The organism is Alicyclobacillus mali NBRC 102425, from assembly GCF_001570745.1.
Lineage (GTDB): Bacteria > Bacillota > Bacilli > Alicyclobacillales > Alicyclobacillaceae > Alicyclobacillus > Alicyclobacillus mali.
The window spans coordinates 1-23,614 of sequence record NZ_BCSG01000027.1 but is presented as its reverse complement, the minus strand read 5'-3'; the positions used below and the strand labels follow the sequence as shown (position 1 = coordinate 23,614).

The 23,614-nt window shown below is 61.3% G+C and carries 26 protein-coding genes and 1 riboswitch; of the genes, 17 read left to right on the top strand and 9 right to left on the bottom strand.

Annotation, left to right across the window (positions count from 1 at the left end):
- Positions 1–58: 58 nt before the first annotated feature.
- Positions 59–1,189, bottom strand: coding sequence for a GGDEF domain-containing protein (locus AMA01_RS09815; protein WP_067850516.1), 1,131 nt, complete (start codon positions 1,187–1,189; stop codon positions 59–61).
- A 74-nt stretch (positions 1,190–1,263) separates the two neighbouring features.
- Positions 1,264–2,262 carry an asparaginase gene (locus AMA01_RS09810; protein WP_067850465.1) on the bottom strand — a complete coding sequence of 333 codons (999 nt, stop codon included), beginning with the start codon at positions 2,260–2,262 and terminating at the stop codon, positions 1,264–1,266.
- Between the two features lie 138 nt (positions 2,263–2,400).
- Between AMA01_RS09810 and AMA01_RS09805 the strand changes: the two genes are divergently transcribed.
- The gene (locus tag AMA01_RS09805; protein ID WP_067850463.1) at positions 2,401–3,345 is read left to right on the top strand and encodes a ketopantoate reductase family protein; all 945 of its coding nucleotides are present in this window, start codon (positions 2,401–2,403) and stop codon (positions 3,343–3,345) included.
- A gap of 57 nt (positions 3,346–3,402) precedes the next feature.
- Here AMA01_RS09805 and AMA01_RS09800 read toward each other — a convergent pair whose 3' ends face one another.
- Together AMA01_RS09800 and AMA01_RS09795 are read right to left on the bottom strand one after the other, a co-directional pair.
- Positions 3,403–3,687, bottom strand: a complete 285-nt coding sequence (locus tag AMA01_RS09800; protein ID WP_067850461.1) for a hypothetical protein — start codon at positions 3,685–3,687, stop codon at positions 3,403–3,405.
- A gap of 106 nt (positions 3,688–3,793) precedes the next feature.
- A complete protein-coding gene (locus AMA01_RS09795; protein WP_067850514.1) occupies positions 3,794–4,813 on the bottom strand; it encodes a L,D-transpeptidase family protein in 1,020 nt (339 codons plus the stop codon).
- Between the two features lie 357 nt (positions 4,814–5,170).
- Here AMA01_RS09795 and AMA01_RS09790 point away from each other — a divergent pair, with 357 nt between their 5' ends.
- A complete protein-coding gene (locus AMA01_RS09790) occupies positions 5,171–5,401 on the top strand; it encodes a hypothetical protein (RefSeq protein WP_067850459.1) in 231 nt (76 codons plus the stop codon).
- A gap of 71 nt (positions 5,402–5,472) precedes the next feature.
- Here AMA01_RS09790 and AMA01_RS09785 read toward each other — a convergent pair whose 3' ends face one another.
- Positions 5,473–6,477 carry an NADP-dependent oxidoreductase gene (locus tag AMA01_RS09785; RefSeq protein ID WP_067850457.1) on the bottom strand — a complete coding sequence of 335 codons (1,005 nt, stop codon included), beginning with the start codon at positions 6,475–6,477 and terminating at the stop codon, positions 5,473–5,475.
- 98 nt (positions 6,478–6,575) lie between these two features.
- On the opposite strand from AMA01_RS09785, the gene AMA01_RS09780 reads away from it, so the two are divergent.
- From AMA01_RS09780 to bioB, 4 genes are all read left to right on the top strand, one after another.
- A complete protein-coding gene (locus tag AMA01_RS09780; protein ID WP_067850455.1) occupies positions 6,576–7,304 on the top strand; it encodes an amino acid ABC transporter ATP-binding protein in 729 nt (242 codons plus the stop codon).
- A complete protein-coding gene (locus tag AMA01_RS09775; RefSeq protein WP_067850453.1) occupies positions 7,301–8,059 on the top strand; it encodes an ABC transporter permease in 759 nt (252 codons plus the stop codon). The genes AMA01_RS09780 and AMA01_RS09775 overlap by 4 nt, the downstream gene beginning before the upstream one ends.
- Positions 8,056–9,192 (top strand): FAD-dependent monooxygenase, encoded by a 1,137-nt coding sequence (locus tag AMA01_RS09770; RefSeq protein ID WP_067850451.1) that lies wholly within the window; start codon positions 8,056–8,058, stop codon positions 9,190–9,192. Before AMA01_RS09775 ends, AMA01_RS09770 begins: the two co-directional genes overlap by 4 nt.
- 137 nt (positions 9,193–9,329) lie before the next feature.
- Positions 9,330–10,337: a biotin synthase BioB gene (bioB, locus tag AMA01_RS09765; protein ID WP_067850449.1), complete on the top strand. Its 1,008-nt coding sequence runs from the start codon at positions 9,330–9,332 to the stop codon at positions 10,335–10,337.
- A 176-nt stretch (positions 10,338–10,513) separates the two neighbouring features.
- On the opposite strand, the gene AMA01_RS09760 is transcribed toward bioB, so the two are convergent.
- From AMA01_RS09760 to AMA01_RS09750, 3 genes are all read right to left on the bottom strand, one after another.
- Positions 10,514–10,960, bottom strand: coding sequence for a hypothetical protein (locus AMA01_RS09760; protein WP_067850447.1), 447 nt, complete (start codon positions 10,958–10,960; stop codon positions 10,514–10,516).
- A gap of 187 nt (positions 10,961–11,147) precedes the next feature.
- Entirely contained in the window at positions 11,148–12,749 is a 1,602-nt protein-coding gene (locus AMA01_RS09755; RefSeq protein ID WP_067850445.1) for an acyl-CoA dehydrogenase family protein, read from the bottom strand.
- A complete protein-coding gene (locus AMA01_RS09750) occupies positions 12,749–13,159 on the bottom strand; it encodes a MerR family transcriptional regulator (RefSeq protein ID WP_230087874.1) in 411 nt (136 codons plus the stop codon). Before AMA01_RS09750 ends, AMA01_RS09755 begins: the two co-directional genes overlap by 1 nt.
- 180 nt (positions 13,160–13,339) lie before the next feature.
- On the opposite strand from AMA01_RS09750, the gene AMA01_RS13620 reads away from it, so the two are divergent.
- The 10 genes from AMA01_RS13620 to AMA01_RS09705 all read left to right on the top strand — a co-directional run bounded on the left by AMA01_RS13620 (position 13,340) and on the right by AMA01_RS09705 (position 21,939).
- Positions 13,340–13,501, top strand: coding sequence for a YezD family protein (locus tag AMA01_RS13620; protein ID WP_082744124.1), 162 nt, complete (start codon positions 13,340–13,342; stop codon positions 13,499–13,501).
- A 129-nt stretch (positions 13,502–13,630) separates the two neighbouring features.
- Positions 13,631–14,179 carry an NADPH-dependent FMN reductase gene (gene ssuE, locus AMA01_RS09745; protein ID WP_067850441.1) on the top strand — a complete coding sequence of 183 codons (549 nt, stop codon included), beginning with the start codon at positions 13,631–13,633 and terminating at the stop codon, positions 14,177–14,179.
- A gap of 39 nt (positions 14,180–14,218) precedes the next feature.
- Positions 14,219–15,271, top strand: coding sequence for a sulfonate ABC transporter substrate-binding protein (locus AMA01_RS09740; protein ID WP_067850439.1), 1,053 nt, complete (start codon positions 14,219–14,221; stop codon positions 15,269–15,271).
- A 19-nt stretch (positions 15,272–15,290) separates the two neighbouring features.
- Positions 15,291–16,436, top strand: coding sequence for an FMNH2-dependent alkanesulfonate monooxygenase (gene ssuD, locus AMA01_RS09735; RefSeq protein ID WP_067850437.1), 1,146 nt, complete (start codon positions 15,291–15,293; stop codon positions 16,434–16,436).
- An 11-nt stretch (positions 16,437–16,447) separates the two neighbouring features.
- Complete coding sequence (locus AMA01_RS09730; RefSeq protein WP_041708274.1) at positions 16,448–17,215, top strand: ABC transporter permease subunit; 768 nt, start codon at positions 16,448–16,450, stop codon at positions 17,213–17,215.
- 19 nt (positions 17,216–17,234) lie between these two features.
- Positions 17,235–18,023: an ABC transporter ATP-binding protein gene (locus AMA01_RS09725; RefSeq protein ID WP_082744122.1), complete on the top strand. Its 789-nt coding sequence runs from the start codon at positions 17,235–17,237 to the stop codon at positions 18,021–18,023.
- A gap of 183 nt (positions 18,024–18,206) precedes the next feature.
- Positions 18,207–19,274, top strand: coding sequence for a sulfate ABC transporter substrate-binding protein (locus tag AMA01_RS09720; protein ID WP_012812050.1), 1,068 nt, complete (start codon positions 18,207–18,209; stop codon positions 19,272–19,274).
- On the top strand, positions 19,274–20,116 hold the full coding sequence (locus tag AMA01_RS09715) for an ABC transporter permease (RefSeq protein ID WP_067850433.1): 843 nt from the start codon (positions 19,274–19,276) through the stop codon (positions 20,114–20,116). The genes AMA01_RS09720 and AMA01_RS09715 overlap by 1 nt, the downstream gene beginning before the upstream one ends.
- Positions 20,109–20,918: an ABC transporter permease subunit gene (locus AMA01_RS09710; protein ID WP_067850431.1), complete on the top strand. Its 810-nt coding sequence runs from the start codon at positions 20,109–20,111 to the stop codon at positions 20,916–20,918. The genes AMA01_RS09715 and AMA01_RS09710 overlap by 8 nt, the downstream gene beginning before the upstream one ends.
- Positions 20,908–21,939, top strand: coding sequence for an ABC transporter ATP-binding protein (locus AMA01_RS09705; RefSeq protein WP_067850429.1), 1,032 nt, complete (start codon positions 20,908–20,910; stop codon positions 21,937–21,939). Before AMA01_RS09710 ends, AMA01_RS09705 begins: the two co-directional genes overlap by 11 nt.
- A gap of 81 nt (positions 21,940–22,020) precedes the next feature.
- On the opposite strand, the gene AMA01_RS09700 is transcribed toward AMA01_RS09705, so the two are convergent.
- Positions 22,021–22,878, bottom strand: coding sequence for a bifunctional 5,10-methylenetetrahydrofolate dehydrogenase/5,10-methenyltetrahydrofolate cyclohydrolase (locus AMA01_RS09700; protein ID WP_067850427.1), 858 nt, complete (start codon positions 22,876–22,878; stop codon positions 22,021–22,023).
- A 90-nt stretch (positions 22,879–22,968) separates the two neighbouring features.
- A riboswitch (ZMP/ZTP riboswitch) is annotated at positions 22,969–23,049 on the bottom strand.
- A 99-nt stretch (positions 23,050–23,148) separates the two neighbouring features.
- On the opposite strand from AMA01_RS09700, the gene AMA01_RS09695 reads away from it, so the two are divergent.
- Positions 23,149–23,614: MFS transporter (locus tag AMA01_RS09695; protein ID WP_197459986.1), on the top strand; the 466-nt coding region annotated here is incomplete at its 3' end.

Here is a 23,614-nt window from a genome sequence, read left to right as displayed (position 1 = left end):
TACGCTCAAGGGCTGGATTCGAGATCGTGTCGGTTCAGCCCTTTCGATTCACGCACACTCACCCCGACACGGCTGATTCCCAAGCAACGATTTTGTTCTTGCCCGTCTGCTTGGCGCGGTACAGGCACTGGTCCGCTCGCTCGAACAGTTCCTCCCCCGTTTCGCCCGGCCGATGCGTGGACAACCCAATGCTCACGGTGGCGCGGTTTCCGTCGAGCTCGACGTGATGCACGTTGGCAATATACTCCCGGATCTTCTCCATATTCTGAACGGCCTGCTCATGCGTGATCTCAGGGATGATGACTGCGAATTCCTCGCCGCCGTATCGCGCCAAGAAGTCGCCGGCCGCGAGGTGCTGCTGGATGGCGTGCGCCGTCCGGCGAAGGATCTCGTCGCCGACCAAGTGACCGTAATGATCGTTGATCTGCTTGAAGTTGTCGATGTCGATCACGGCAAGGTGCAGCGGGGTATTCGTGCCGTCGCTGATCTGAAGGGCGAAGCTCAAATACTCATCGAAGGATTTACGGTTGTAGAGGCCCGTCAGCGCGTCCGTCTTCGCCTCTTTCTCGGATAGAATTTGGCGAACCCAAAGTTCGGTTTGGGCGCGCGTCTGCACGCGCAGTTCGTCCCAGATGCGGAGGCCGAACCGCAACACGATGTGTGATGCGGACGCCGTCCACAGCAGCACGAGGCTCCATATTGCCCACTGACTCAGGGACGCGAGGATGGCTTTGGCATTGCCGCTGCTTGACACCTGTAGCAAGGTCAGCGTCAGTTCGGCTGCGAACGCCGCGGCGCCGGCGAGCCAGACCTTCTCAACCCGAAGATGGAGAATCGACGTCACCACGGGCAACAGGAGCGCGGCGCGCAAGGAATCTGCGCCCGGATATGCGGCGATGGCCACGAGCGCGAGCAATGTGCCGCTCGCAATGAGCATGTTTTCTCGGGACTCAGGATACTTGCGCAGGGCCCATTCCGCAGCCCCCTGGATGCAGACCATGGCAAGCGGCGCAAACACCCAAGCGCGCAAGGCGAGCGGAAGCAAATGGGCGCGATGAAGCCACCACTCGCCTGGAAGGAACAGCAAGTCACCGGCCAGAAAGAGCGCGACAAACAGCCGATGGATTTGAACCGCGCGCTGAGCGCCATTGCGGAATTCGCGAACATCGTCTGGTAAAGCCACAGCCATCACCAGTGTCCATCTTCGACAAGCGCGTCCGAGATCCTGCTGCACGCCACGCAAGCCATCGCCCCAAAGCGGTTTTACCTCTCGCTCAGGCTGAATTCCGCGATGATGCGGCCGACCTCTCGCCCCTGTGTGTTGAGCACTGCGGGCTCGACGTATGGCTTTAGTGCATCTCGCTCGGCCTCGGAGATGGCGCCGAGATCGTTCAGCGCTTTCAATGTCACGGGCGGGATGGCGCGCGCGTTGCCGTCCAGGATCTTGACGACCATCGCCATGCCGCTCGCGCTGTCTATCAACGCCAAGAAGCCCTCTGCGCCGCCCTTCGCCACGATGCGGCCGTTTGTCGCGCGCATGAGGTCCGTGTCGAATCGATCCCGGCTTCCGCCGACGAGTTCGGGGTGCCGGCCCATGGCGGCCAGAATGCGCTGCATCGCGGCGGCGTGCGTGGATCTGGCGCCGATGAACGACGCAAACGCGCGCGCCCAGGCCCTCAGTGGCATCGCATGCACGGGAACGCCGCACCCGTCCACGCCGATGCGTACGTCCTCCGTCGGCACGCCGGAAATCTCGCTCAAGGTGCGGAGGATGGCCTGTTGCAGCGGGTGATTTGGTTCGGCGTACGTCGACGGATCGGCTCCCGTGGCCCTGCAGTACGCGAGCATGCCCGCGTGCTTACCGGAGCAGTTGTTATGAATCGCGGACAGCGCCTCTCCGCGCCGCACCATTTCTTCGTATGCGTCACGGCTGTGCGGCACGTGCACGCCGTACACGAGGTGCTCGGGTCCAAGACCGATGCTCTGGAGAATTTGGCTGGCCTTCTCCACATGCATCGGTTCAGAGCTGTGTGACGCACACATCAGGGCGAGGTGGCTGTCGTCAAGCCCAAAGGTCTCCAGCGCACCCGATTCGACCACCGGGATGGCTTGAATCGGTTTGCAGGAACTGCGGGCGAACGTGAAGAAGTCGAGATCGCCGTAATGAGCGACGATCTCGCCCTCCGCATTCGCGACGGCAATGGCGCCCGCGTGCCAGCTTTCGTCGACAGGGCCGCGGGTGACACGGACAAATGGCTTCATGCACGGTCTTCCTTTCTCACGTGACACCGTTCTGCAGCAAGAGTGTATCACAGGAAACATCGACGGTCTTTACGGTCGCGGAGGATTCCATCAAGATGAGGTTGGTTGCGAGCTTTGGCATGCGAGGGGGAATGGGAGTTGACAAGCGTTCAACGCGTCACGTTGGTGGGGCTCGGTGCCATCGGAGCGAGTTATGGGGAGCGACTGTTCGTGGCCCCCGGTGTCGATCTGAGGGTGCTTGTGGACGAGGCGCGCAAGCGCCGATACGAGAAATCGGGCGTTCGCGTGAACGGACGGCGGATCGATTTTCCGCTCTACGTGCCCGCGCATGCCGTGGAACCGGCGGATCTGGTGCTCTTTTGCGTCAAGTATGACGATCTCGCCGAGGCCATTGAGATGGTGAGTGATCACGTAGGCCCCAACACGATTTTCATGTCACTTCTCAACGGGATTGCGAGCGAGGAGGATATCCAGGCGGCGTTTCCAGAAAACGCGGTGCTGCACGCCATCAGCGTCGCCATTGACGCGGTGCGCGAGGGGCGCGACGTCAAGTACTCCAACTTGGGTTACATCTCCTTTGGAGACGCCACGGGGCGCCACGCGGACGCCGTGCGCGCGGTCTGCGACGTGTTCGATCGCGTCGGAATCGCCTATGAGACGCCCGACGATATTCTGCGCGCCGTCTGGTGGAAATTCATGATCAATGTGGGGGTTAACCAGGCTTCGGCGGTGTTGCGCGCGCCCTACGGCGTGTTTCAGCAGTCGGAGGATGCGCGCGAGGTGATGCGCATGGCGATGCGCGAAGTGGTGGCCATCGCTCAAAAACGAGGCATCTCCCTCAGGGAGGAGGACGTGCGGCGCTTCGACGACATTCTGAACGCCATGTCGCCAAGCGGCAAGACGTCCATGCTTCAGGACGTCGAAGCTGGCCGACCGACTGAGGTGGAGCAGTTCGCCGGTAAGGTGATCGACCTCGGCAAACAACTGGGCGTGCCGACACCCATCAACCGCCTGCTCTACCACGCCATACGCGCCCATACGCCGCATGAGCGCTTGCATGCGCTTGTTCCACCTGCGCCGTGACGGGATCGCGGACGCCGGAGGCGCCATCGCCGCCCGCGTCCGCGCCACCTCCGTCTCTCACTGCAACTGGTAGTCTTCCGGCGTCTTCAGCTCGCCCGCGATGGCCTGCTCCATATCGATTCGGATGGCGTCGTCGATGCCCGACTTGCGGTTTCGATAAAACTTCCGGCCGACGGCAAAGATCTCCCGGCGCAGCGCCTCGTCATCCGGGTGATTCGGCAATTGTTTCAACAGCCTGTAGTACCTGCTCTCGACGGAGTCCTGCCTGCGGATGTATTGATACAGGTAATAACATCCGCCGAGAACGATCACGGCAGAGATGAGCCAGTACACGAACTTCATTGTTGCACGCCTCCTGAAGGCACGACATCGCTTTTCCCTCCACTAGTTTACCTCGTCTCCCGCGCGCGATCCCGCCCAGGCGCACGTGTTCGCACAAACGACAAAGTCACGTGGGCAAGGGCGCGGAGGTGATGGTGACGAGCGTGCCGATATGCGTGTACGCAAACACCTTCGCAGCAGCCGCGTAGGGGAGTTCCACGCAGCCGAGGCTCTGCGGAAAGCCGTACTTCTGGCGAATGAAGCCATGCACTGCACATCCCTGATCAAAGTAGCTCACGTAGGGAACGCCGGGATCGTCGTAGGGTGTGCCGTTCGGGTCTTTGCCCTTCATATCCTGCGACGCGTACCGCACGTATACGCCGTACGTGCCGTAGGGCGTCGGCGACTGCGGAATGCCCGTGTTGCACAGCGATGTCAGGACGAGCTTGCCGTCGACCCACAGTTCGAGCTTCTCGGGCAGCGAGGTGGTGACGAGGATATAGCTGTAGGGCTCGGCCGGGGCCGTCTCGCCAGTCGCCAGAGCTTGGGACAGCGCGCGGATCACATCCGGTCCTGCGATCCCGTCGACCGCGAGGTGATTCTCCGCCTCAAACGCCATCACAGCGCCTTCGGTGATGGGCGTGTCTTGGTCCGGCGACCACAGGGAGACCCATGCGTTTGGCTCATCATATCGAAGCTGCCACGTTCCCTGTAAGGGTTTGAAGGTTTGCGCGCGAGCGCTGGCAGACAGGGCGAGGCGCGCGGTCTGCGCGGATGTTGGCGCGGTTGGAGAGAACGTCGCGGGCAGGTACCCCAATACCGCAAGGGATTCGTTGAGCCACAGCGCCTTCGGCCCGACATCGCCCACGCCGATGATCACGCCCTCTTCCTGTGAAGTGGATGACTTCGCCAAATGCCCGGATGAGGAGGTTTTGTCCCTGCTGCTCGTCGCGGATGAGACCCCCTTCTGCGAGAGATTCTGAAGGCTCTTCCAGTCCTGCTGCAGAGAACTCCACGACGACGGCGGGACGTTCGGCGATGGGAGCGCCGATTCAACGCTCGTCGCGCCGAGCGAAAAGGGCAGTGGACTCAGCCACACGCAAAACGCCAACGCCAGTGCTATCCAACGAATCCACCGAGTGCGCATGACCATCTCTCCGTCTTCTTCCGGCGAACACCTGGGGCAGAACCCACCGTCGTCGACAGAATCTTCTTCCATCCATATATACTCTACAGATTGTCAGCGTCACAAGCTGTCGAACGCTGCAACCGAGTCGCGATCATGGTGTATGCGGCTCAACCGACAACATGCCTGTCGCACGCGGCCTTCACGAAATCGTCATGCGATCGCGGCCTTGCGATTCGCTCAAATGAAAAGACGACGGAAGGCCCGTCCTGGTGACACGACCAGACGTCTTTAATCGACAGGACTTTTGATGTTGTTCACTTCTGTTCCATGGTATAATCGGGAATACCAACTTTGTGCGGAATGCGGGGGCCAAGTGTGTTGCGCGCACTTACGACGTTGGCGAGGAGCCTGTTGACCATCGTGACCGCGGCCATTTTGTTCGCGTTCAACTTCGAATTGGTCGGCATCGTGGCGTTTCGCTATCTGTACAACCCGCATGGGGCCATGGGACATGACATCGCGCTGGTTTTGCACGTGCTGTTGTCGGTTGTCCTGACCGCATGGATGTATCGCCAGTTTTTTCACGAACACCTATGGCGTGCGTGACCCGCGCCAGCCATCGCCCCAGAAGGAAGGGCTGTTCCCAGAATGGATGGGAACAGCCCTTCGTGTGCGAATCAAGAGACCTTGACAACCAGTTTGCCCGTGTTCACGCCGGTGAACAGGCCCAAGAACGCGTCGATGGTCTGATCGAATCCCTCGATCACGGTTTCGCGCGATTTGAGCTGGCCCTCGTTGAACCAGGACTGCAGCTTTTGAAGTCCTTCCGGGAAGCGAGATGCGTAGTCACCGACGATGAACCCTTGCATCTTCGCTTTCCGTGTCAGAAGCAGCGGGCCCGGGCGGGGGCCGACGTCCGGCTTGTCGAGGTTGTACAGCGCAATCTGCCCGCAAAGCGAAATGCGTGCGAACTCGTTGATGCGCTTCAGCACCTCATCCGAAACCGTGCCGCCGACGTTGTCAAAATACACGTCAACCCCGTCAGCGCAGGCCTGTTTCAGGTCCTCCGCGAACGTGGGAGACTTGTAGTTGACCGCCGCATCGAAGCCGAGTTCCTCGGTCAAAAAGCGGACCTTCTCGTCGGACCCGGCAATTCCGACCGCGCGGCATCCCAGGATCTTCGCGATTTGGCCTACCACCATGCCGACCGCGCCCGCGGCTCCCGACACGACGACGGTCTCACCGGGTTTCGGATCACACACGTCAATGAGGCCAAAATAGGCGGTCAAGCCAGTCATGCCGAGCAGGCCAAGCGCGAGTGTCAAGGGTTCCGGCGCGGGTTGGAGCTTCTGAACCTTCGCGCCAGGCACGACGGCGTGCGTCTGCCAGCCCGTCTGGGTGAGCACCACGTCGCCAGGGCGCAGATGCTCCGCCTTAGATTCGACGATCTCACACACGGCGCCGCCGGTAATCGGCTCATTCAGGCGATACGGAGGGACGTACGACTTCACGTCGTTCATGCGCCCGCGCATGTATGGATCGACCGACAAATACAACGTTTTGACAAGCACCTGGCCGTCTTCAAGCGGCGGGAGATCGACGGTTTCAAAGCGAAAACAGTCGAGTGTGGGCGTGCCCTGCGGCCGCTGGGCCAGGACGATGCGCTTGGCGGTGACAGTCATGGGAGCACCTCCGTCCAATTCGATACACCAATGGTTGGGGCACAATACGGATGCCCGGCCCTTAGTATACACCAAGTGAAGAACGGAGGAGAAACGAGGTGGCATCGCGTGCAGTCGAACTCAAGGAGGTCGGCTTCGAAACAGGCGGCCTGTGGCTGCTCCGAGGCGTGTCAGCCGAGGTGGAGGAGGGGCAGACCGTGGCCATCATCGGCCCGTCCGGCGCGGGGAAGAGCACGCTCATTTCGCTCATCAACCTGATGCGCACGCCGACCGAGGGCGAAATTGTGGTGCTCGGCCGTGAGGTACGCGCGTGGCAGGTGCGCGAGCTGCGGCAGCGGGTGGGCATGGTGTTTCAGTCGCCCGTCATCTTTCCCGGCAGCGTGCGGCATAACGTGCTGTTTGGCATCGAGTTGCACCGCCGTCCGCCTCGGGATGCAGCGGAACTCCTCCAGATGGTGGATCTTCCAGCCCATCTCGAGGATCACGCCGCGGAAGACCTCTCGGGCGGCCAGAAGAGCCGCGTCGCGCTTGCGCGCACGCTCGCCATGCAGCCCGACATCCTGTTGCTCGATGAGGTGACCGCAGCGCTCGACGTCCACGCGAAGCGCGAGGTGGAATCGACGCTCCTTCGCTTAAAGCGGGAGTTAGGCAAGACCATGCTGTGGGTCACGCACGATCTCGACCAGGCCCGCCGCGTGGCGGACGAGGTGTGGTTCGTCGCCGGCGGAAGGCTCGTGGAGCGCGGATCGCCAGATCAGCTCTTCAGTGAGCCGCAAAGCGAAGCGCTGAGGGCGTTTTTGGCAGAGGGCGGCGAGGTGAGGTCATGAGTTACGTATCGCTCTCGTTCACTGTATTGTTTGTGGCGCTTTCCATCGCGCTGTCGCTGTGGCTTCGCCTCGGCGTGGCGCGCGACATCGTGATAGCCGCGGTGCGCGCCGCGCTGCAACTCATTGTCATTGGCTACATTCTAAAACTCGTGTTTGCATCCCACCGGCTGATCTTCATCCTCCTTATGGTAGCCCTCATCATCGCGGTCGCCGCCTGGAACGCGCGCGGGCGAGCCAAGGGCATCCCGGGCGCTTTCTGGCGAATTGCGCTCGGGCTCGTCGTCACGGAAATCCTCACCCAGGCGGTGCTCGTGGGCTTCGGCGTGATCCCGTTCCAGGCGCGCTACGTCATCACGACGTCCGGGATGATTGTCGGGAACTCCATGGTCGCGGCGGGCCTCTTGATGAATCGGCTGCGGCGCGAGGTGGAGAGCGGCCGCGGCGAGATCATGGCCATTCTGGCGCTCGGCGGAACGCCCCGGCAGGCGATGTACCCGCGGCTCGTGCAGGCCATCCGCGCCGGCATGATCCCGACCATCGATTCCACGAAGACAACCGGACTCGTGCAGCTGCCCGGCATGATGACCGGCCAGATCATCGCCGGTCAAGACCCCGTGCAGGCAGTCAGGTACCAACTCATGATTTTGTTCTGCATCCTGGCGGGATCGGCCGTGACGAGCATTGTGATTGGGTTTCTGACGTACCCGACGCTGTTCACGCGGTATCAGCAGCTGCGGGAGGACGTGTTGACGTGAAGCTCGGCATCGTAGGCGCGGGGGTTGCGGGGCTCGCCGCGGCCTTGGCCTGTTCGCGCGCGGGCGTTGCGTATGACCTGCTCGATCGCGCCACACAGCCGCTCGAGGGCGGGGTGGCGCTGACGCTGTGGCCGAACGCGCTTCGGGCTCTGCGCGATCTCGGCGTGGACGTGCGCGGTGCGGGGTGGGCGGCAATTGAGGAGGGCGACATTGCCGACATGCACGGGCGCGCGCTGTATCGACTGCCGCTCTCGTGGATGGAGGCGCGGTTTGGCTTTTTGCCCGTGTGCGTGCGCCGCTCAGATCTGCTTCGGCAGATGCATAATGCGGCGGGAAGCCCGCGCATCGAGCGGTGCGAGGTGCGCCGCCTATCGGTATCTGCGGGACGGGTGGAGGTGGAAACGGATGCGGGGCTCCGGTCCTACGGCGGCCTGCTTCTCGCGGATGGCATTCGGGGCACCGCGCGGCAATCGCTCGTGCAGGCGCGCACGCGTCCGACCCACTACGCGGCCTGGCGCGGCATCGCGCACGGCGTGGATGTTGGGCGGAGGATGCGAGAGATCTGGGGGCGCGGTTTTCGGTTTGGTTACGCCGCGATGGGCGCGGGGGACGTGTACTGGTTTGCCACCATCAATCGCAGCCGACTGGGGCGGGCGGGCGGTGCGCCCGAGGCGTGGCACATCCTCACAACGCTTGCCGCTGAAAGTCCGTCGGAGGTGGCGAGAATGATGGCGGCGACGCCGACGGAGGGGGTCTACGCGCACGCTATCGACGATCTCGCCCCCGGCCTGCCCCTCGCCGTGGGCCGGATTGCCCTTCTCGGGGACACCGCGCACGCCATCACGCCAAACCTGGGGTTTGGGGGTGGGCTTGCGCTCGAGGACGGCGCTGCGCTCATGCGGGCGCTTGTCGCCCACCGGGTGGCGGAGGAGCCTGGCGCGCTGGCGGCGGCGTTTCAGGCTTACGCTGAAGTGCGGAGACGGCGCGTAGCGCGGATGGCGCAGGTCACCCGCTGGCTCGGCGATGTCATGCAGTGGGAAGGGAAGGCCGCGGCTTTCGCGCGGGACACGGTGTTTCGCTGGATGGCGCCGCTCGGCGACAGGCTGGTGTGGACGTGGATGTTGGGCGGGTGACGCGTCACGGGCCCGGAGGCCGCGGCCTCCGATGTTCGGCAGCCGAAGTAGATTCGGAGCACCGTCCGCACATCACGGTATCCGCAGCCGGCGCTTTATGTTAACCTATGATCATCACTAGGTTTACAATAGGAGCGATGGCCGTGATCGATCTGCGCCTATATCCCAGCCGATGGGCGTCTCTCGCCCAGCGCGTCCTCGACGGTCGAGCCGTGACGCGCCAAGAAGCCCTCGACATTCTGCGCTCGAGCGACGACGAACTTCTGGATCTCCTAGCCGCCGCCTTCCTCATCCGCAGGCGGTACTTCGGCAAGAAGGTCAAGCTCAACATGATCATCAACGCCAAGTCGAAGATGTGCCCCGAGGACTGCGCGTACTGCTCCCAGTCCGCCATCTCCAAGGCCGCGGTATCCAAGTATCCGCTGGTCTCGAAAGAGGACATCCTCGCCGGCGCGCGCGAAGCCGAGCGCCGCAAGGCCGGCACGTATTGCATTGTCATCAGCGGCAGGCGGCCGTCGGATCGGGAGGTTGAGCGCATCGCCGAGGCCGTGGAGGAAATCCGCGCCACCACGAGACTCAAGATCTGCTGCTGCCTTGGGCTCCTGACGCACGAGCAGGCGGAGAGGCTCGCCCAAGCCGGCGTGCACCGGTACAACCACAACTTGAACACGAGCCGAGATCGATATGCCGACATCTGCACCACCCACACCTATGACGATCGCGTCCAGACCCTGGAGCACGTGAAAGAGGCGGGCATCTCGCCGTGTTCCGGCGTCATCTTTGGAATGGGCGAATCGGATGAAGAGGCAGTGGACATGGCGTTTGCCCTGAAGGAGTTGGACGCTGACTCTATCCCGTGCAACTTCCTGAATCCCATCCCGGGCACGCCGCTCGAAGGCATGGAGACGTTGAACCCGCGGCGGTGCCTGAAGCTTCTCTGCATGATGCGCTTCGTGAATCCGTCGAAGGAGATCCGCATCGCGGGCGGGCGCGAACGCAACCTGCGCAGCCTGCAGGTGCTTGGCCTGTACCCGGCCAACTCCATCTTCGTCGGGGACTATCTGACGACGCCCGGGCAGGCGCCGACGGAGGACTGGGCGATGATTGAAGACCTCGGGTTTGAGATTGAAGAATGCGCGTTGTGAGGATGCTGATCTGAACATGGATGCAGCGGGCGAGGCGAACAGACGGGGAAGGGGCGGGTGCACGAGCGACGGGCGCGACGCGAGGCACCCGGTCCAATTCCACGCGTCCTACCTATGGAAGATGACTGCGAAGTCATGCCTTATGATAGGCGCCCTTCCTCACTGAGGACGAATGCTCAATGCTTCATTGGATAGTGGGGAACCGCGAAGTCCTGAAGGATTTGTAAGTTTCGGATCTGTCCAAGGCCATTTCGATAGGTTGCGAACACGACCGCATTTCCATCGGTGAAATCTGGGCTAGAAAGCCATGCGTTGATGACTCTCACCTGAAAGGGCAGTTTCGATTGGTTTACCAATAGGATAAGGGCATGTTTGAACACTTTCTCAGTCAAGCGCGGATCGCTTAGATACGGTGCCAAATACTGTGCTCCGGTATTCGAATCATCCACCGTTACGAGGGGAAGCTGTCGAAAGCTTTGCGCTTCCGCACGAACCATGTCGTGCTTCAACACCCTAGATACATAGGCATCCTGTTGGTTTGCGATATAGAGATACAAGCATGCTAAAATGAAGACAACCAAGAGAATGGGGAATATTACAAAAGAAATTCGCTTGATTCGCATTCTACATGACTCCCTCGCCGATGATGAGCTCGACCACGGGCGCCTCGATGTGGATAACGCGATGACGGCTTTCCGCATCTCGCACCGGTTCATTTTGAATCTACGTTTGCGATCCTACATGGATTCAAAACGCACGAGATACGCAAAGGCTACTCCTACAATTCCTCTTTGTCCGTCTCGTGCATCTTTAAGCGCGCGAATCCCAACTCCAAACGGACGAATCATAAAACGCCCAGGACGGATACTCCTGGCCACCCAGGAAGTGAAACATGTACAGCTGTCCCAGCTTCTCATATCGCTCCCCTGCGGTTTCGGCCAGTCGGTACAGGCTCGCCGCCTGCGCGAGATCCGCCACGGTGCGCAGAACCGACTTCGATTGCCATTCCGCCTCGGGGCGGGGGAGCGCGCGAAGAGCCGCAACCTCCTGGCGCACGCGGGACACCACGACTCGTCCGCCTGGCACACTGCGGCGCACCAGAGGTGCCGCGATGCGGTCGATCACGTCGTCCACACTGCCGAGCTTCATCAGCGTCTCCAGGAAATCCAGCGCCTGAATGTTGCTCGGCCCTTCCCAAATCGGCGTGATCAGGGCTTCGCGGTGCCAGCGGGCGATGGCGTACTCCTCCAGAAAGCCGAGGCCGCCAAACAGCTCCATGGCCATCGCTGTGAGGTGAGCCGCGTGATCCGCCGTGCGCGTTTTGGCCAGATGGGTGTACAGACGCGCAAGATGGTACTTCGGGCTGTACGGCGGGCGCTCCTGCCACGCCTGATCAAACAGGTCGATGGCCTGAAAGGTGAGCGCGAGCCCGCCGGCGTGGCGGACGGCGAAGTCGGTGAGATCGCGCCGAATGAGGGCGTGATCGCGCAGGGCATGGCCGAAGCTGCGGCGGTGGCGGACGCGCTGCATGACTTCGAGCAGGGCCTTCTGGACGATGCCCATGGCGCCTGCCGCATTGGCCAGCCGGGAGACGGTCAGGTTTTCGAGCGTGTAATAAATGCCGAGATGTTTGTCGCCGATGAGAAAGGCCTCGGTGTCGGCGAATTCCACTTCGCCGGAGGGCACGGCGCGCGTGGCGCTCTTGTCTTTGAGTCGGCGCACGTGGAAATTGAGGTTCCCATCCTTGCGCAGTCGCGGCACGAGAAAGAGGGCGAGCCCTTTGGGGCCGCTCGGCGCGCCCTCGGGCCTCGCTGTCGCGATGGCGTAGTCGGTGAGGCCGGCCCCGCTCGCGAAGTACTTGTCTCCCGAGAGCCGCCATACCTCGCCGTCGAAGCGGGCCGTGGTCTGATTGGCGCCGAGATCGCTCCCGCCCTGGACTTCGGTCATCCATGTGGCGCCAAACGCCCGGCCGGAGAGGAGCGCTTCCTTCCACTCCGCGAATTCCGGCGCATACTTGTGAATCGCATACGCCACCTGGTTCGTGATGGTCAGGACGCAATACAGGCCGGGATCGCCGATGAGGTAGCCGTACGCGAAATGGTGATGCCAGGAGTCGCCTTCGTAGGGCGGGCGGTTGATGAAGGCAAGCGCTTTCAGCAAGGCGAGGTGGGAGGGGGAGAGGCGGGCGCGGTCGATCCGCTTGCCGTCGAGATTGTGCTGGACGAGGACGGGAGGGGCGTCGTGATCGACGTGATACACCGTCTCGTACACTTCGCGGCCGGCGATGGCGCCGAAACGGGTGAGATCGGCCTCGTGCGCCTCGAACTGCGGCCAGAAGTGGCGCAGTATGTCCTGGAGCACAATATCCTGGGAGAAGTGGTTGGTGCCGTAGGCGTACGACAGCGCGCGCATCAATCGTCACACCCTTTCTGATGAGCCTGTCTCAACTTTTCGTCCAGCGCTTGTTGGAGGCGGCTCCGCATCGCGACGAGCTCGTCGCGAAGGGCTTTCAGTTCGGAGATCTGAAGTTCCACTTGGCGCAGTTTTTCGTCGCCTCGCCGAATGACTTCGCGCAGCTGCGTGATTTCGGTCGGATCGGCGTCGTACAGGTCCAGCATCTCGGCGATCTCGGGCAGGCTAAATCCCAGGCGGCGCCCGCGCAGGATGAGTTGCAGGCGGACGCGATCCCGCTCGCTGTAGAGGCGCTTTGCGCCTCGGCGCACGGGATTCAGCAGGCCCACGTCCTCGTAGTGGCGCAGGGTGCGCGGCGTGATGTCGAACATGTCGGCGAGATCGCGAATGGTGTAGTAGTGGCGGCGCATGAGCATGCACCTCGCCGCGAGATGGCGCGAATTTGGGCTTAATATACTGAAAAATTACGTGAGCGTCAATGCACAACTTGTCATGATGTCATCATAATGTTGACAATTTTGATTGGTTTAATAAGATAAGACCATCACCAAATGCAACGCATGAAACTTCAATCAGGGGGGAGTGGACGCATGCCGGCGACTGTCAAGTTGGACATTCAGCATCCGCCCCAGTGGATGGAACACGTCCTTCGGGCACTGGAGGGCATGTCGCACGGGTCCGTCGAGATTGTCGTTCATCAAGGGCAGGTGGTCCAGATCAATCGCCTGGAGAAATGGAGGTTCTCATCGTAACCGCGAGGGACGCGGAACATAAGCACCATGGATTCGCGTCTGGGTCCAGGGTCGACCAGTCATCTGGAGACTCGCACAGGGGAAGTTGTACCTGGCGGGTCTCCTTGATGTTTTGGAGGTGCATGAAGCTTGACGATCGTAGCGTTGGTGCAGGGGAGTCCCTCCAAGCGTTCGAAGACCGCAGCCGTGATGGGCGTGGTGGAGCAGATGCTTGAGTCCGCAGGTCTGCGCACCAAGCGCGTGGATGTTCGGTCGATGCCATTCGATGCACTGGCTTCCGCCGATCTCGCCAATTTCGAGATTCAGAGCGCGGTGAGCGCCGTGGTGTCCAGTGACGCCGTGGTGATTGCGACGCCGGTTTACAAGGCCGCCTACACAGGTTTGCTCAAGACGTTTCTCGACCTTCTTCCCCAGGACGCGCTTCACGATACCACCGTGCTTCCAATTGCGACAGGCGGATCATTCGGACATTTGCTCGCCATCGATTATGCGTTGAAGCCTGTGCTTACGGCCTTGGGCGCGAGGACTTTTGTTTCAAGCGTATACCTTCTCGATCAGGTCATCCGCGTTGACCAAACGTCGGTTCAGATGGACGAGGCCGAGCACCAGCGTTTAGTCGCCAGTGTCGAGGAGTTGGTTCAAGCCGTCGCGCGTCGTCGTCAAACCGCTGTCGTATGACAACTCAACACGCAAATGGTCACAAGGGGGTCGATTTCATTGAAGCGACGTGATGCATTCCTCATCTCAATTTTCGCCGTGGTTCTGGCAGGGGCGGGTATCTCCGCGGGTTTCGGCCATGCACGGAATCACGCGGGTGCGACCGCTCACACACAGGCCACCTCTCTCGGCGAGGGTGTTTCAAAGGGGGCAGCAAGCACCGCAAACCGCGGCGTGGTTCGCATCGGTTATCAGTTGGACGGGACCGACATCATTCTGAAGGCGAAAAAATGGCTCGACGAGGATCTGCAGAAAAAGGGCTACCGGGTGCAGTGGATCCAATTTGTCGGTGGGCCCCAACTCCTGCAGGCGATGAACGCCGGCGCCATCGACTTCGGCGAGACGGGAGACGCCCCGCCCATCTTCGCGCAGGCCGCCGGTACGCCTTTGTTGTACCTCGCGCATGAGCCTGCTGATCCGAAGGGCGAAGCCATCTTGGTGCCACCCAACTCTCCCATTCACACTGTGAAGGACCTGAAAGGCAAGACCATCGCGCTGAACAAGGGTTCCAATGTGGAATACATGCTTGTTCAACAGCTCAAAAAGGCAGGCCTGACCATCCACGATGTGACGCTCGACTTCCTGACGCCTCCCAACGCCCGAGCCGCCTTCGAGGGGGGCAAGGTGGACGCTTGGGCCATTTGGGATCCATACGAGGCATCTGCTGAAAACACGATGCACGCGCGCGCCATTGCGGACGGCACAGGGGTCACCAATAATTATCAATTCTACTACGTGACTCGCTCCTTCGCGCAACAGCACCCGGATATCGTTCAGGACTATCTCAGTGGGTTGGAACAGGCCGACGAGTGGGTCAACCAGCACAAGCTGGACACCGCGAAGTTACTGGCGCCGCAGATGGACATCGACGTGACCTCGCTGTACCAGTCGTTTGCCAAGCACCGTTTTGGCATCGAGCCGATTACCAAGGATATCGTGGCCGAACAGCAATCCATTGCGAACGAGTTTTATCAATTGGGTCTGATTCCGAATCCGATCCGCGTCCAGGACGATGTCTGGCAGGGGGCATTCCATCTGCACAAACTCCCATGACGGATGAGGTGATTCTTCGATGGATTTCTTTTGGTTCATTCCGACGCACGGAGACACGCGCTACTTGGGCACCACGTACGGGGCCAGGCAGGTCGATCTCGGCTATATGCGCCAAATCGCTCAGGCCGCCGACAACCTCGGGTACGACGGTGTGTTGCTGCCCACCGGCCGCAGTTGCGAGGACGCGTGGATTGTCGCATCCGCGCTCATTCCCGCGACGGAGCGCCTGCGCTTTCTGGTGGCGCTGCGGCCCGGGTTGATGTCGCCCGTCCTGGCTGCGCGGATGGCCGCGACCTTCGACCGTCTCTCGGAAGGGCGTCTGGCCGTCAATATCGTAACCGGTGGCGATCCCGTTGAGAACAGGGGCGATGGCCTCTTCCTCGATCACGATGCGCGCTACGAGGTGACGGACGAGTTTCTGACCATCTGGCGGAGCGTCATGCGAGGCGAACACGTGGACTTCGCCGGCCGTCACCTGCGAGTCGAGGACGCGCACATTCTCTATCCACCGATTCAACGTCCGTATCCTCCGGTTTATTTTGGAGGTTCTTCGGAGGCAGGCAAGCGAGTTGCTGCCAAGCACGTCGACGTTTACTTGACATGGGGTGAACCACCGCAGGATGTGGCCGAGAAGATTCAGACCGTGCGAGCGCTCGCAGCGCGAGAGGGGCGAACCGTGCGCTTTGGGATACGCCTGCACGTGATTGTCCGCGAGACCGAAGACGAAGCGTGGCGAGCTGCGAAAGATCTGATTCGGTACGTCGATCCCGACACCATTCGCAGGGCGCAGGAGGTGTTTCAGCGCATGGACTCGGTCGGTCAGCACCGCATGCAGTCCCTCCATCAAGGTGATCCGTCCAAGCTGGTGGTGGGTCCGAACCTCTGGGCAGGCGTGGGCCTGGTTCGCGGCGGAGCGGGGACCGCACTCGTGGGCAACCCAGAGTCCGTGGCGGAACGCATCCGCGAGTACGCCGACCTCGGCATCGAAACCTTCATCTTGTCGGGCTATCCCCACCTTGAGGAAGCCTACCGATTTGCGGAGTTGGTCTTTCCCTTGGTCAGAAGATCTGAAACGAACACGAACAAACGGACCTTTACGGGGCCGTTCGGCGAGATCGTGGCGAACGCATGGATTCCTGAGGAAAGGAGAGCGGCGAAGGCGTGAGCAGATGGCGCATGTGGTTTTGGAACCGGGTGGCACCTTGGGTGCTCCCGGTTGCCGTCCTTGTCATATGGCAGGCACTCGGGAGCGCAGGCGTGATATCTCGACGCATTTTGCCCACCCCGCTTGGGGTCGTGGACGCGGCGCTGATGCTCGCGCGCCAAGGGGTGCTGTGGACGTACATCGCGACAAGTGCAGCCCGGGCGTTCAGCGGGTTTTTCATCGGTGCCACTGTCGGTTTCACCCTCGGCACGTTGAACGGTATTTCAAAGAAGGCAAGTCGACTTCTGGATACCCCCATTCAGATGATCCGCACCATCCCGCACCTTGCTCTGGTACCGCTAGTCATTGTGTGGTTCGGGATCGGCGAGCAGGCGAAGGTGTTCCTGGTCGCGCTCGGAACGGCGATTCCCATGTACATGAACACATACTTCGGCATTCAGTCCCTGGATCCGGGACTTTTGGAGATGGCTCGAGTCTATCGATTCAGTCGCCTCAAGATGTTTGGGAGGGTGATTTTGCCGGGAGCGCTGCCGTCCGTTTTGTCCGGGGTGAGATACAGCCTTGGCGTCATGTGGGTGACGCTCATCGTCGCGGAAACCATCTCCGCGAATTCGGGAATTGGGTACATGGTGATGAATGCGCAGGAGTTTATGCAAATGAACATTGTCGTGTTAGGCGTGGTCCTCTATGCGCTACTCGGAAAGCTGTCTGACGTGATCGCGCGAGTTCTCGAGACGAGGTTGTTGCGATGGCATCCCATTGGGATGCAAGCAGTTTGACGGAGGGAGGCGGAAGGCTGTGGCCGTTGGGAACAAGGGCGTGTCCGTGCGATTGGTGGGCGTCCAGAAGGTCTATGGACAGCGCGTCGTCCTTGACGATTTGGACCTCCGCATCGGGAAGGGCGAGTTCATCGCGATTGTTGGACACAGCGGCACCGGAAAAAGTACGCTTCTGCGGCTGCTGGCGGGCCTGGAGCAACCCACTCGTGGAGACGTGTTGATCGACGATTCGCCGGTAACTGGGCTCACGCCGACAGCAAGGGTGATGTTTCAGGATGCCCGTCTGCTGCCTTGGCTCAGCGTGTTCGACAACGTGGCTGTCGTTCTTCCGAAGCCCGATAAGCTTCAGGTCGAACAAGCGCTCGATCGCGTCGGGCTGTTGGAACATCGGCATAGGTGGCCCGCCCAGTTGTCAGGGGGTCAACGCCAACGCGTGGCACTGGCCCGCGCCTTGGTCGTCAGGCCGCCCTTATTACTGCTCGACGAGCCCCTGGGGGCGCTGGATGCGCTGACCCGACTGGAGATGCAGTCGCTCATCGAGTCGCTTTGGCGAGAGGAGCGGTTCACCGCGGTACTGGTCACACACGACGTTTCCGAGGCCGTGCGATTGGCCGATCGCGTCATATGCATCGCGGACGGGCGCATCTCGCTCGATCTCGAGGTTCCACTTCCGCGTCCGAGGGAGCGCTCGAGTTCGTTTCTGCGCCTCGAATCGAAGGTGCTGGCGACCATTCTCGGGCGAGGGTCCGCCGACGACAACGAGGCGCACAGGGTCGGCTCGCGCGGTGCCGCACCGATGGAGGCATAGTGCATAAGGTCAACCGTCGAGACCCCGAGAGGCGGCAGCAGACGCTCTCGGGGAGACGTTCGAAGCTCACTTGTTATGACATCATGCTCATCATGATATCACAATATATTTGACAATCTTAATCGGATTAATGAGAATAAACGCATGCATCGCGATCATCATGGATAAGGGGGTAATACGCACATGAGAAAGCCGTGGCAGAAGGCGTTAGGTGTGAGCGCGATGGTGGGCGCCGTGCTGGGAGGTTTGGTCAGCGGATGCGGATCGCCCAATTCCTCGCAGGAGTCGAGCGCAGCGAGCGCGTCGGTCAAATCCGCGGACGTCAAAGGGAAGGTTGTCACGCTCTATTTCGGGTCCTACAGTGTCACACAGCAGATCTACGAGCAAAAGTTGTTTCCGATGTTTCAGAAGTATTGGAAGCAGAAGACGGGTCAAACGGTGCGGTTTCAAGCGTCCTTTGATGCTTCTGGGGCCGAGGCGACGGCGATTGCAAACGGACTGCCGGTCGACGTGGCCGCACTTTCGCTGGAGTCCGACATTGACAAAATCCAAAAGGCCGGGCTCATCACGCACAATTGGAAGGACACGCCGACGCACGGGATGGTCACGGATTCCATTGTCGCGATTGCGGTGCGCAAGGGCAATCCGAAGCACATCGAGACGTGGGCGGACCTCGCCAAGCCTGGCGTGATTGTGGACCTTCCGAATCCGGCGACATCGGGAGGAGCCAAATGGGATATCAACGCCATCTATTACGCCACCCTGCGCCATGGTTCGGCCAGTGAAGCAAAGTCCCTGCTTGCCGCCATTGTGAAGAACGTGCAGGTGCTCGATAAGTCGGGAGAGGCCTCCATGACGACGTTCGTCAATGGCGTCGGCGACGCGTGCGTGAGCTATGAAAACGAGATTCTCGAAAAGAGCAATCATCTCAAGACGTTCGACGAAGTGATTCCTTCGTCCACCATGCTCATCGAGAACCCCATTGCGCTGGTGGATAAAAATGCGGATGCGCACGGGGATCGCCAGGTGGCGCAGGCTTTCATCAACTGGCTCGAGGGGCCGGATGCGCAGCGCGTATTCATGCAGTACGGCTTCCGCCCAGTCAATCCTTCCTTGAAGGCCGAGGCGGAGAAGCAGTTCAAGACGCCTGCGGACCTCTTCACAGCGGCGGACGTGGGAGGCTGGTCCAGCATCAACAAAACGCTCTATGGACAAAACGGCATTTGGAATCAAGTGTTGGAGGGGCGCTGATGCGTTTCGGGCGAATGGCGCTTGATTCCCTCATTTCGGGCGCGCTCATCCTCATCTTCGTCCTGCCGCTTGGCGCAGTCATTCAACAGGCGTTTTCCGGTGGCTGGTCTTCCTTCGTGCAGGCCGTGATGAGTCCAATCGCGATTCGGGCGTTTGAACTCACCCTGGCGATCTCGTTCGTCACGGCGATCCTCAACACGGCGATGGGGCTTCTCATCGCCGTCGTTTTGGAACGGTGGCGGCCAGTAGGTTCGGGCGCGCTGGACGCCGTGATCGATTTGCCGCTCGCCATCCCCACCACCGTATCGGGACTCATGCTCGTCCTTCTATACGGGCCGGTATCGCCCGTGGGCAGGTGGCTCACCGAACACGGGGTTGCGGTGGTCTACACGCGGCTTGGGATCCTCTTTGCCCTCCTGTTTGTCACGGTGCCGTACGCCGTTCGAGCTTTGCAGCCCGCCATTCAGGCGCTGGATGTGCGTCAGGAAGAAGCGGCTTGGGTTCTCGGCGCGTCTGGACGTCGGGTTTGGCTGAAGGTCATCGTCCCGGCGCTTCGCCATGCGCTTGGCAGTGCGCTGATCCTCACCTTCACACGCGCCATGATTGAATTTGGGTCGGTGGTCATCGTGTCGGGCAACAAGCCCATGCAAACCGAGGTGGCGTCGGTGTACATTTATGGACTCCTCGAGAACTACGACCAGCGTGGTGCGGCCGCCGCAGCGGTGATTCTCATGTTCTTGTGTGCCCTCGCCTTTGTCCTTGAGGCCCGCCTTCTGGCACTTCTCGGGAGACGAAGGGCCGTGCGATGGGCTGCAGCTGAGGGAGGGACCCGTCATGTCTAAGGTTTGGACGGTTGTCGGGACTTCGATAGCGTATGTGTGGCTGTTGCTCCTGGTGGGGGTTCCGTTCGCCGCGGTCCTCGTAGGCGCCTTGGCCGGAGGCTGGGGCCCATTTTGGCAGAGCGTGACCTCGCAGGAGGCGCTCTTCGCGCTTCGTATGACGGGTGAAATCACCGGGGTGACTCTGCTCGTCAACCTGGTGCTCGGCCTTCCCATGGCGTTTTGGATTGCCAGACGCGCACCAGGTTGGCGGATGGTGCAGTGGCTGGTGGAACTGCCGTTGTCCGTATCTCCGGTGGTCGCGGGGTTGGCACTCATCGTCGTGTATGGGCCGAACGCGTTCATCGGGGCATTCCTGTTGCACATCCATGTGAAGGTTGCATTCGCCTTTCCGGGTATGGTGCTCGCGACCATCTTCGTGACGCTTCCCTTCATCGTGCATGAAACCGTGCCAGCCATTCGCGCCATCGGCGACACGCAAGAACAGGCTGCGTACGTGCTCGGCGCATCGCCGTGGCGGACGTTGTGGCGCGTGTGGCTGCCCCAATTGAAGTGGAGCATTTTGTACGGATTGGCCCTCACCACGGCCCGTTCATTGGGTGAATTTGGGGCGGTGCTCGTGGTGTCTGGCAGCATCGTCATGGTGACCGAGACCGCGACGCTGTTCGTGTATCAGGCCTCCGTCAACAACGAAATGCAGGCTGCCTATGCGGTGTCCGCCCTTTTGGCGCTGGCCTCGTTTGCACTCATCCTGCTGTTGCAATTCCTGAAGCGTGCAGGGGGGAGGAACCTGCGTGACCATTGAGTTCGTCGGCGTTGAAAATATCTACCCAGGCGGCGCGCGATCCGTCCGAGGGGTCTCCTTCCAAATTCGCGAGGGAGAGATGGTGGGACTGCTGGGTCCGAGCGGAAGCGGAAAGACCACCATCCTGCGCATCATCGCGGGACTCGAACGTCCAACCAAGGGCGATGTGTGGATTGGAGGCAAGCGGGTCACGGATCTGCCTCCTCAAAAGCGAAATGTGGGGCTCGTGTTTCAGAACTACGCGCTGTTTCAGCACATGACTGTTTATGACAACGTATCCTTTGGCCTCAGGGAAAAACGGGTTCCGAAGGACGAGATGGACGCGCGCGTGAGGGAACTCCTGCGGTTCATGCGGCTGGAGTCGTATGCGAATCGCTTTCCGCACGAGCTTTCGGGAGGGCAGCAGCAGCGCGTGGCCTTGGCGCGCGCATTGGCTCCTCGCCCGCAGGTGCTCCTCTTTGACGAACCCTTCGCCGCCATTGACACCCAGATTCGGCGTGAACTGAGGACGTTTGTGCGCCAGGTCCACGATGAAATGGGCGTGACGAGCGTGTTTGTCACCCACGATCAGGAGGAGGCGCTGGAAGTGGCGGATCGGGTGCTCGTCCTGCACGAGGGGAACGTCGAACAGTTCGGGACGCCGGAAGAGGTTTATGAAAAGCCTGGGACGCTTTTCGTGGCCTCCTTTATCGGGGAATCCAACGTGTGGACGCGCGCCGTGCAAAACGGCCGAATCGAGGTGGCGGGCGCGGCTCTGCCCGTCGATCCCGCCGTGTCTGATGGTTCGGAGGTGGCCGTGGTGGTGCGCCCCAAGGATGTCGAGCTTCAGCCTGCGAGCGAACGCGAAGCGCACGCGCAGGTGGTGCGATCCGCCTTCAAAGGCTCGTACAGCGCGTGCTGGATTCGCACGAAGGATGGCGAAGTGTGGGAGGTTCACGTCCCGAGTGCGGATCGCCATCGCTGGTCCCCGGGCGCGTGGGTGCACATGAACGTGACGAGGTGGTTTATCTTTCCGCGCTGAGTTTCCAGGCTTCCAAGTGTCAGGCGAGATCGGCAGGTCGCTCTCAGGGCCGCGTTGGCCCTGCACCTGGCACCGAGGCGATTACACCATGCCTGCGGCTTCCTGGAGCTCCATGGCGTGCATGAGATTGGCGAAGATTTGCACCGTGGTGACGGCGCCCACGCCGCCGGGCGTTGGCGTATAGGCCTTCGTCTTCGCCGCGGCTTCCGGCGCGAGATCGCCCTGCACGTCTCCGTTTTCCCCCTGCGAGATGCCCACATCGACGACGGTCAGGCCCTCGTGTACCATGTCAGGGCCGAGCAGGCCGCCTTTTCCGACTGCGACGATGGCAATTTCGCTGTCGCGCAAATGGGCGCGGACATCGCGCGTGTGCTCGTGGCAAGCGGCCACGGTCGCGCCTTCGGCGATGAGCAGGTGCAGGAGCGGCATGCCGACGGTCTGACCGCAGCCGACGAGCGTGACGTCGGCACCCTTGAGCTCGTAGCCATAGTGTTTGAGCAGGCGGATGCACGCGAGCGGCGTCGCGGGGTAGAGTGCGGCTTCCGGTGTCGGCTTGGCGAACGAGTGGCACGGCGACAGCCCGTCCACATCCTTCAAGGCGTGAATTGCGCCCACGACGCGCTGCACGTCGACCGAAGGCGCGAGCGGCATCTCAATCATGATGCCGTGGACGGACGGATCGTCGTTCAGCGCCAGAATTTCGCGCACAATCGCCTCCGTCTCGCTCTGTTGCGGCAGCTCCATGACGTCGCACTGGATGCCGAGCCGCTCCGCGATGCGCTTCTTTTGGTTGGCGTACACGCTCGCGGCGTGATCGTCATTGGCGAGCAGGGTCACGAGTTTCGGCTGCACGCCGCGCGACTTCCAGGTCTCCACGGTCTTCCTGACATCATGGGACAACGCTTTGGCGACGGGACGGCCAAGCAACGGTTTCGGCATGGCGGACAACCTCCTGGGATTAGAATGGGTCACGAGCGGGTCGTTTAGCCGGCGTTGGCCTCTCGTGAAAATGCAAACGACCGCCTGGGTGCGTCGGGCCCAGGCGGTCGGCAGATATCGCTGTGCTCCCTCGTGGTACTCCACGCTAAGCCGCCAGTCGCACAGCGGAACGTCTTCGATTGTGAAGGCATAGCAAAAGAACCCACGGCTTCGAAAGGTTCCACTGAAAATATAGCAAGCTGGAACACGGCGCGCAAGGGCGCGGGCTTCTTGATTACGTTGACCTCCATCCCGCGGGTCGTCGGTTCCGCGTCGTCCGCGTGGTGGAACAAGCGCAGTCCTGCCGTGGCCGTGATGCGCCGCGCTTCTTCGGTGGCTGCCCTCATGGCTGCCGGCGTCGCCTTGGCCGTCTCGTTTCCACGCACGGACCTTTGGATCATGATGCCTTTCATCATCGTAATGGCGTTCACGGAGGGCGTGTATTTCCCCGCCGTGGGTACGGCGGTTCGTCAACTTCTTCCTGAGGAGTCCTGGCAGCAGGCCAACGCGCTGATCCAGGGAACAAACCAGGTGGGGCGCATGGTCGCGAGTTTTGTGTTGGCACCGGTCGTCACTAAGGTCGCCTATTGGGCATCCTGCGCCATCGTCGCGGCACTGTATCTGTTCACGAGCCTGGTTCTTCCCACATCCCGGCCTCGTCCGGCTGCGGACGGAGCGCAAGCGGAGCCCTCGCCGA

What these genes read in the sequence shown, in the direction of transcription:
- AMA01_RS09815 (WP_067850516.1), bottom strand. Translation starts at nt 1,189, where the DNA reads ATGGCTGTGGCTTTACCAGACGATGTTCGCGAATTCCGCAATGGCGCT.
- AMA01_RS09810 (WP_067850465.1), bottom strand. Translation starts at nt 2,262, where the DNA reads ATGAAGCCATTTGTCCGTGTCACCCGCGGCCCTGTCGACGAAAGCTGG.
- AMA01_RS09800 (WP_067850461.1), bottom strand. Translation starts at nt 3,687, where the DNA reads ATGAAGTTCGTGTACTGGCTCATCTCTGCCGTGATCGTTCTCGGCGGA.
- AMA01_RS09795 (WP_067850514.1), bottom strand. Translation starts at nt 4,813, where the DNA reads ATGCGCACTCGGTGGATTCGTTGGATAGCACTGGCGTTGGCGTTTTGC.
- AMA01_RS09785 (WP_067850457.1), bottom strand. Translation starts at nt 6,477, where the DNA reads ATGACTGTCACCGCCAAGCGCATCGTCCTGGCCCAGCGGCCGCAGGGC.
- AMA01_RS09775 (WP_067850453.1), top strand. Translation starts at nt 7,301, where the DNA reads ATGAGTTACGTATCGCTCTCGTTCACTGTATTGTTTGTGGCGCTTTCC.
- bioB (WP_067850449.1), top strand. Translation starts at nt 9,330, where the DNA reads ATGGCCGTGATCGATCTGCGCCTATATCCCAGCCGATGGGCGTCTCTC.
- AMA01_RS09760 (WP_067850447.1), bottom strand. Translation starts at nt 10,960, where the DNA reads ATGCGAATCAAGCGAATTTCTTTTGTAATATTCCCCATTCTCTTGGTT.
- AMA01_RS09755 (WP_067850445.1), bottom strand. Translation starts at nt 12,749, where the DNA reads ATGCGCGCGCTGTCGTACGCCTACGGCACCAACCACTTCTCCCAGGAT.
- AMA01_RS09750 (WP_230087874.1), bottom strand. Translation starts at nt 13,159, where the DNA reads ATGCGCCGCCACTACTACACCATTCGCGATCTCGCCGACATGTTCGAC.
- AMA01_RS13620 (WP_082744124.1), top strand. Translation starts at nt 13,340, where the DNA reads ATGCCGGCGACTGTCAAGTTGGACATTCAGCATCCGCCCCAGTGGATG.
- ssuD (WP_067850437.1), top strand. Translation starts at nt 15,291, where the DNA reads ATGGATTTCTTTTGGTTCATTCCGACGCACGGAGACACGCGCTACTTG.
- AMA01_RS09730 (WP_041708274.1), top strand. Translation starts at nt 16,448, where the DNA reads ATGTGGTTTTGGAACCGGGTGGCACCTTGGGTGCTCCCGGTTGCCGTC.
- AMA01_RS09720 (WP_012812050.1), top strand. Translation starts at nt 18,207, where the DNA reads ATGAGAAAGCCGTGGCAGAAGGCGTTAGGTGTGAGCGCGATGGTGGGC.
- AMA01_RS09715 (WP_067850433.1), top strand. Translation starts at nt 19,274, where the DNA reads ATGCGTTTCGGGCGAATGGCGCTTGATTCCCTCATTTCGGGCGCGCTC.
- AMA01_RS09710 (WP_067850431.1), top strand. Translation starts at nt 20,109, where the DNA reads ATGTCTAAGGTTTGGACGGTTGTCGGGACTTCGATAGCGTATGTGTGG.
- AMA01_RS09700 (WP_067850427.1), bottom strand. Translation starts at nt 22,878, where the DNA reads ATGCCGAAACCGTTGCTTGGCCGTCCCGTCGCCAAAGCGTTGTCCCAT.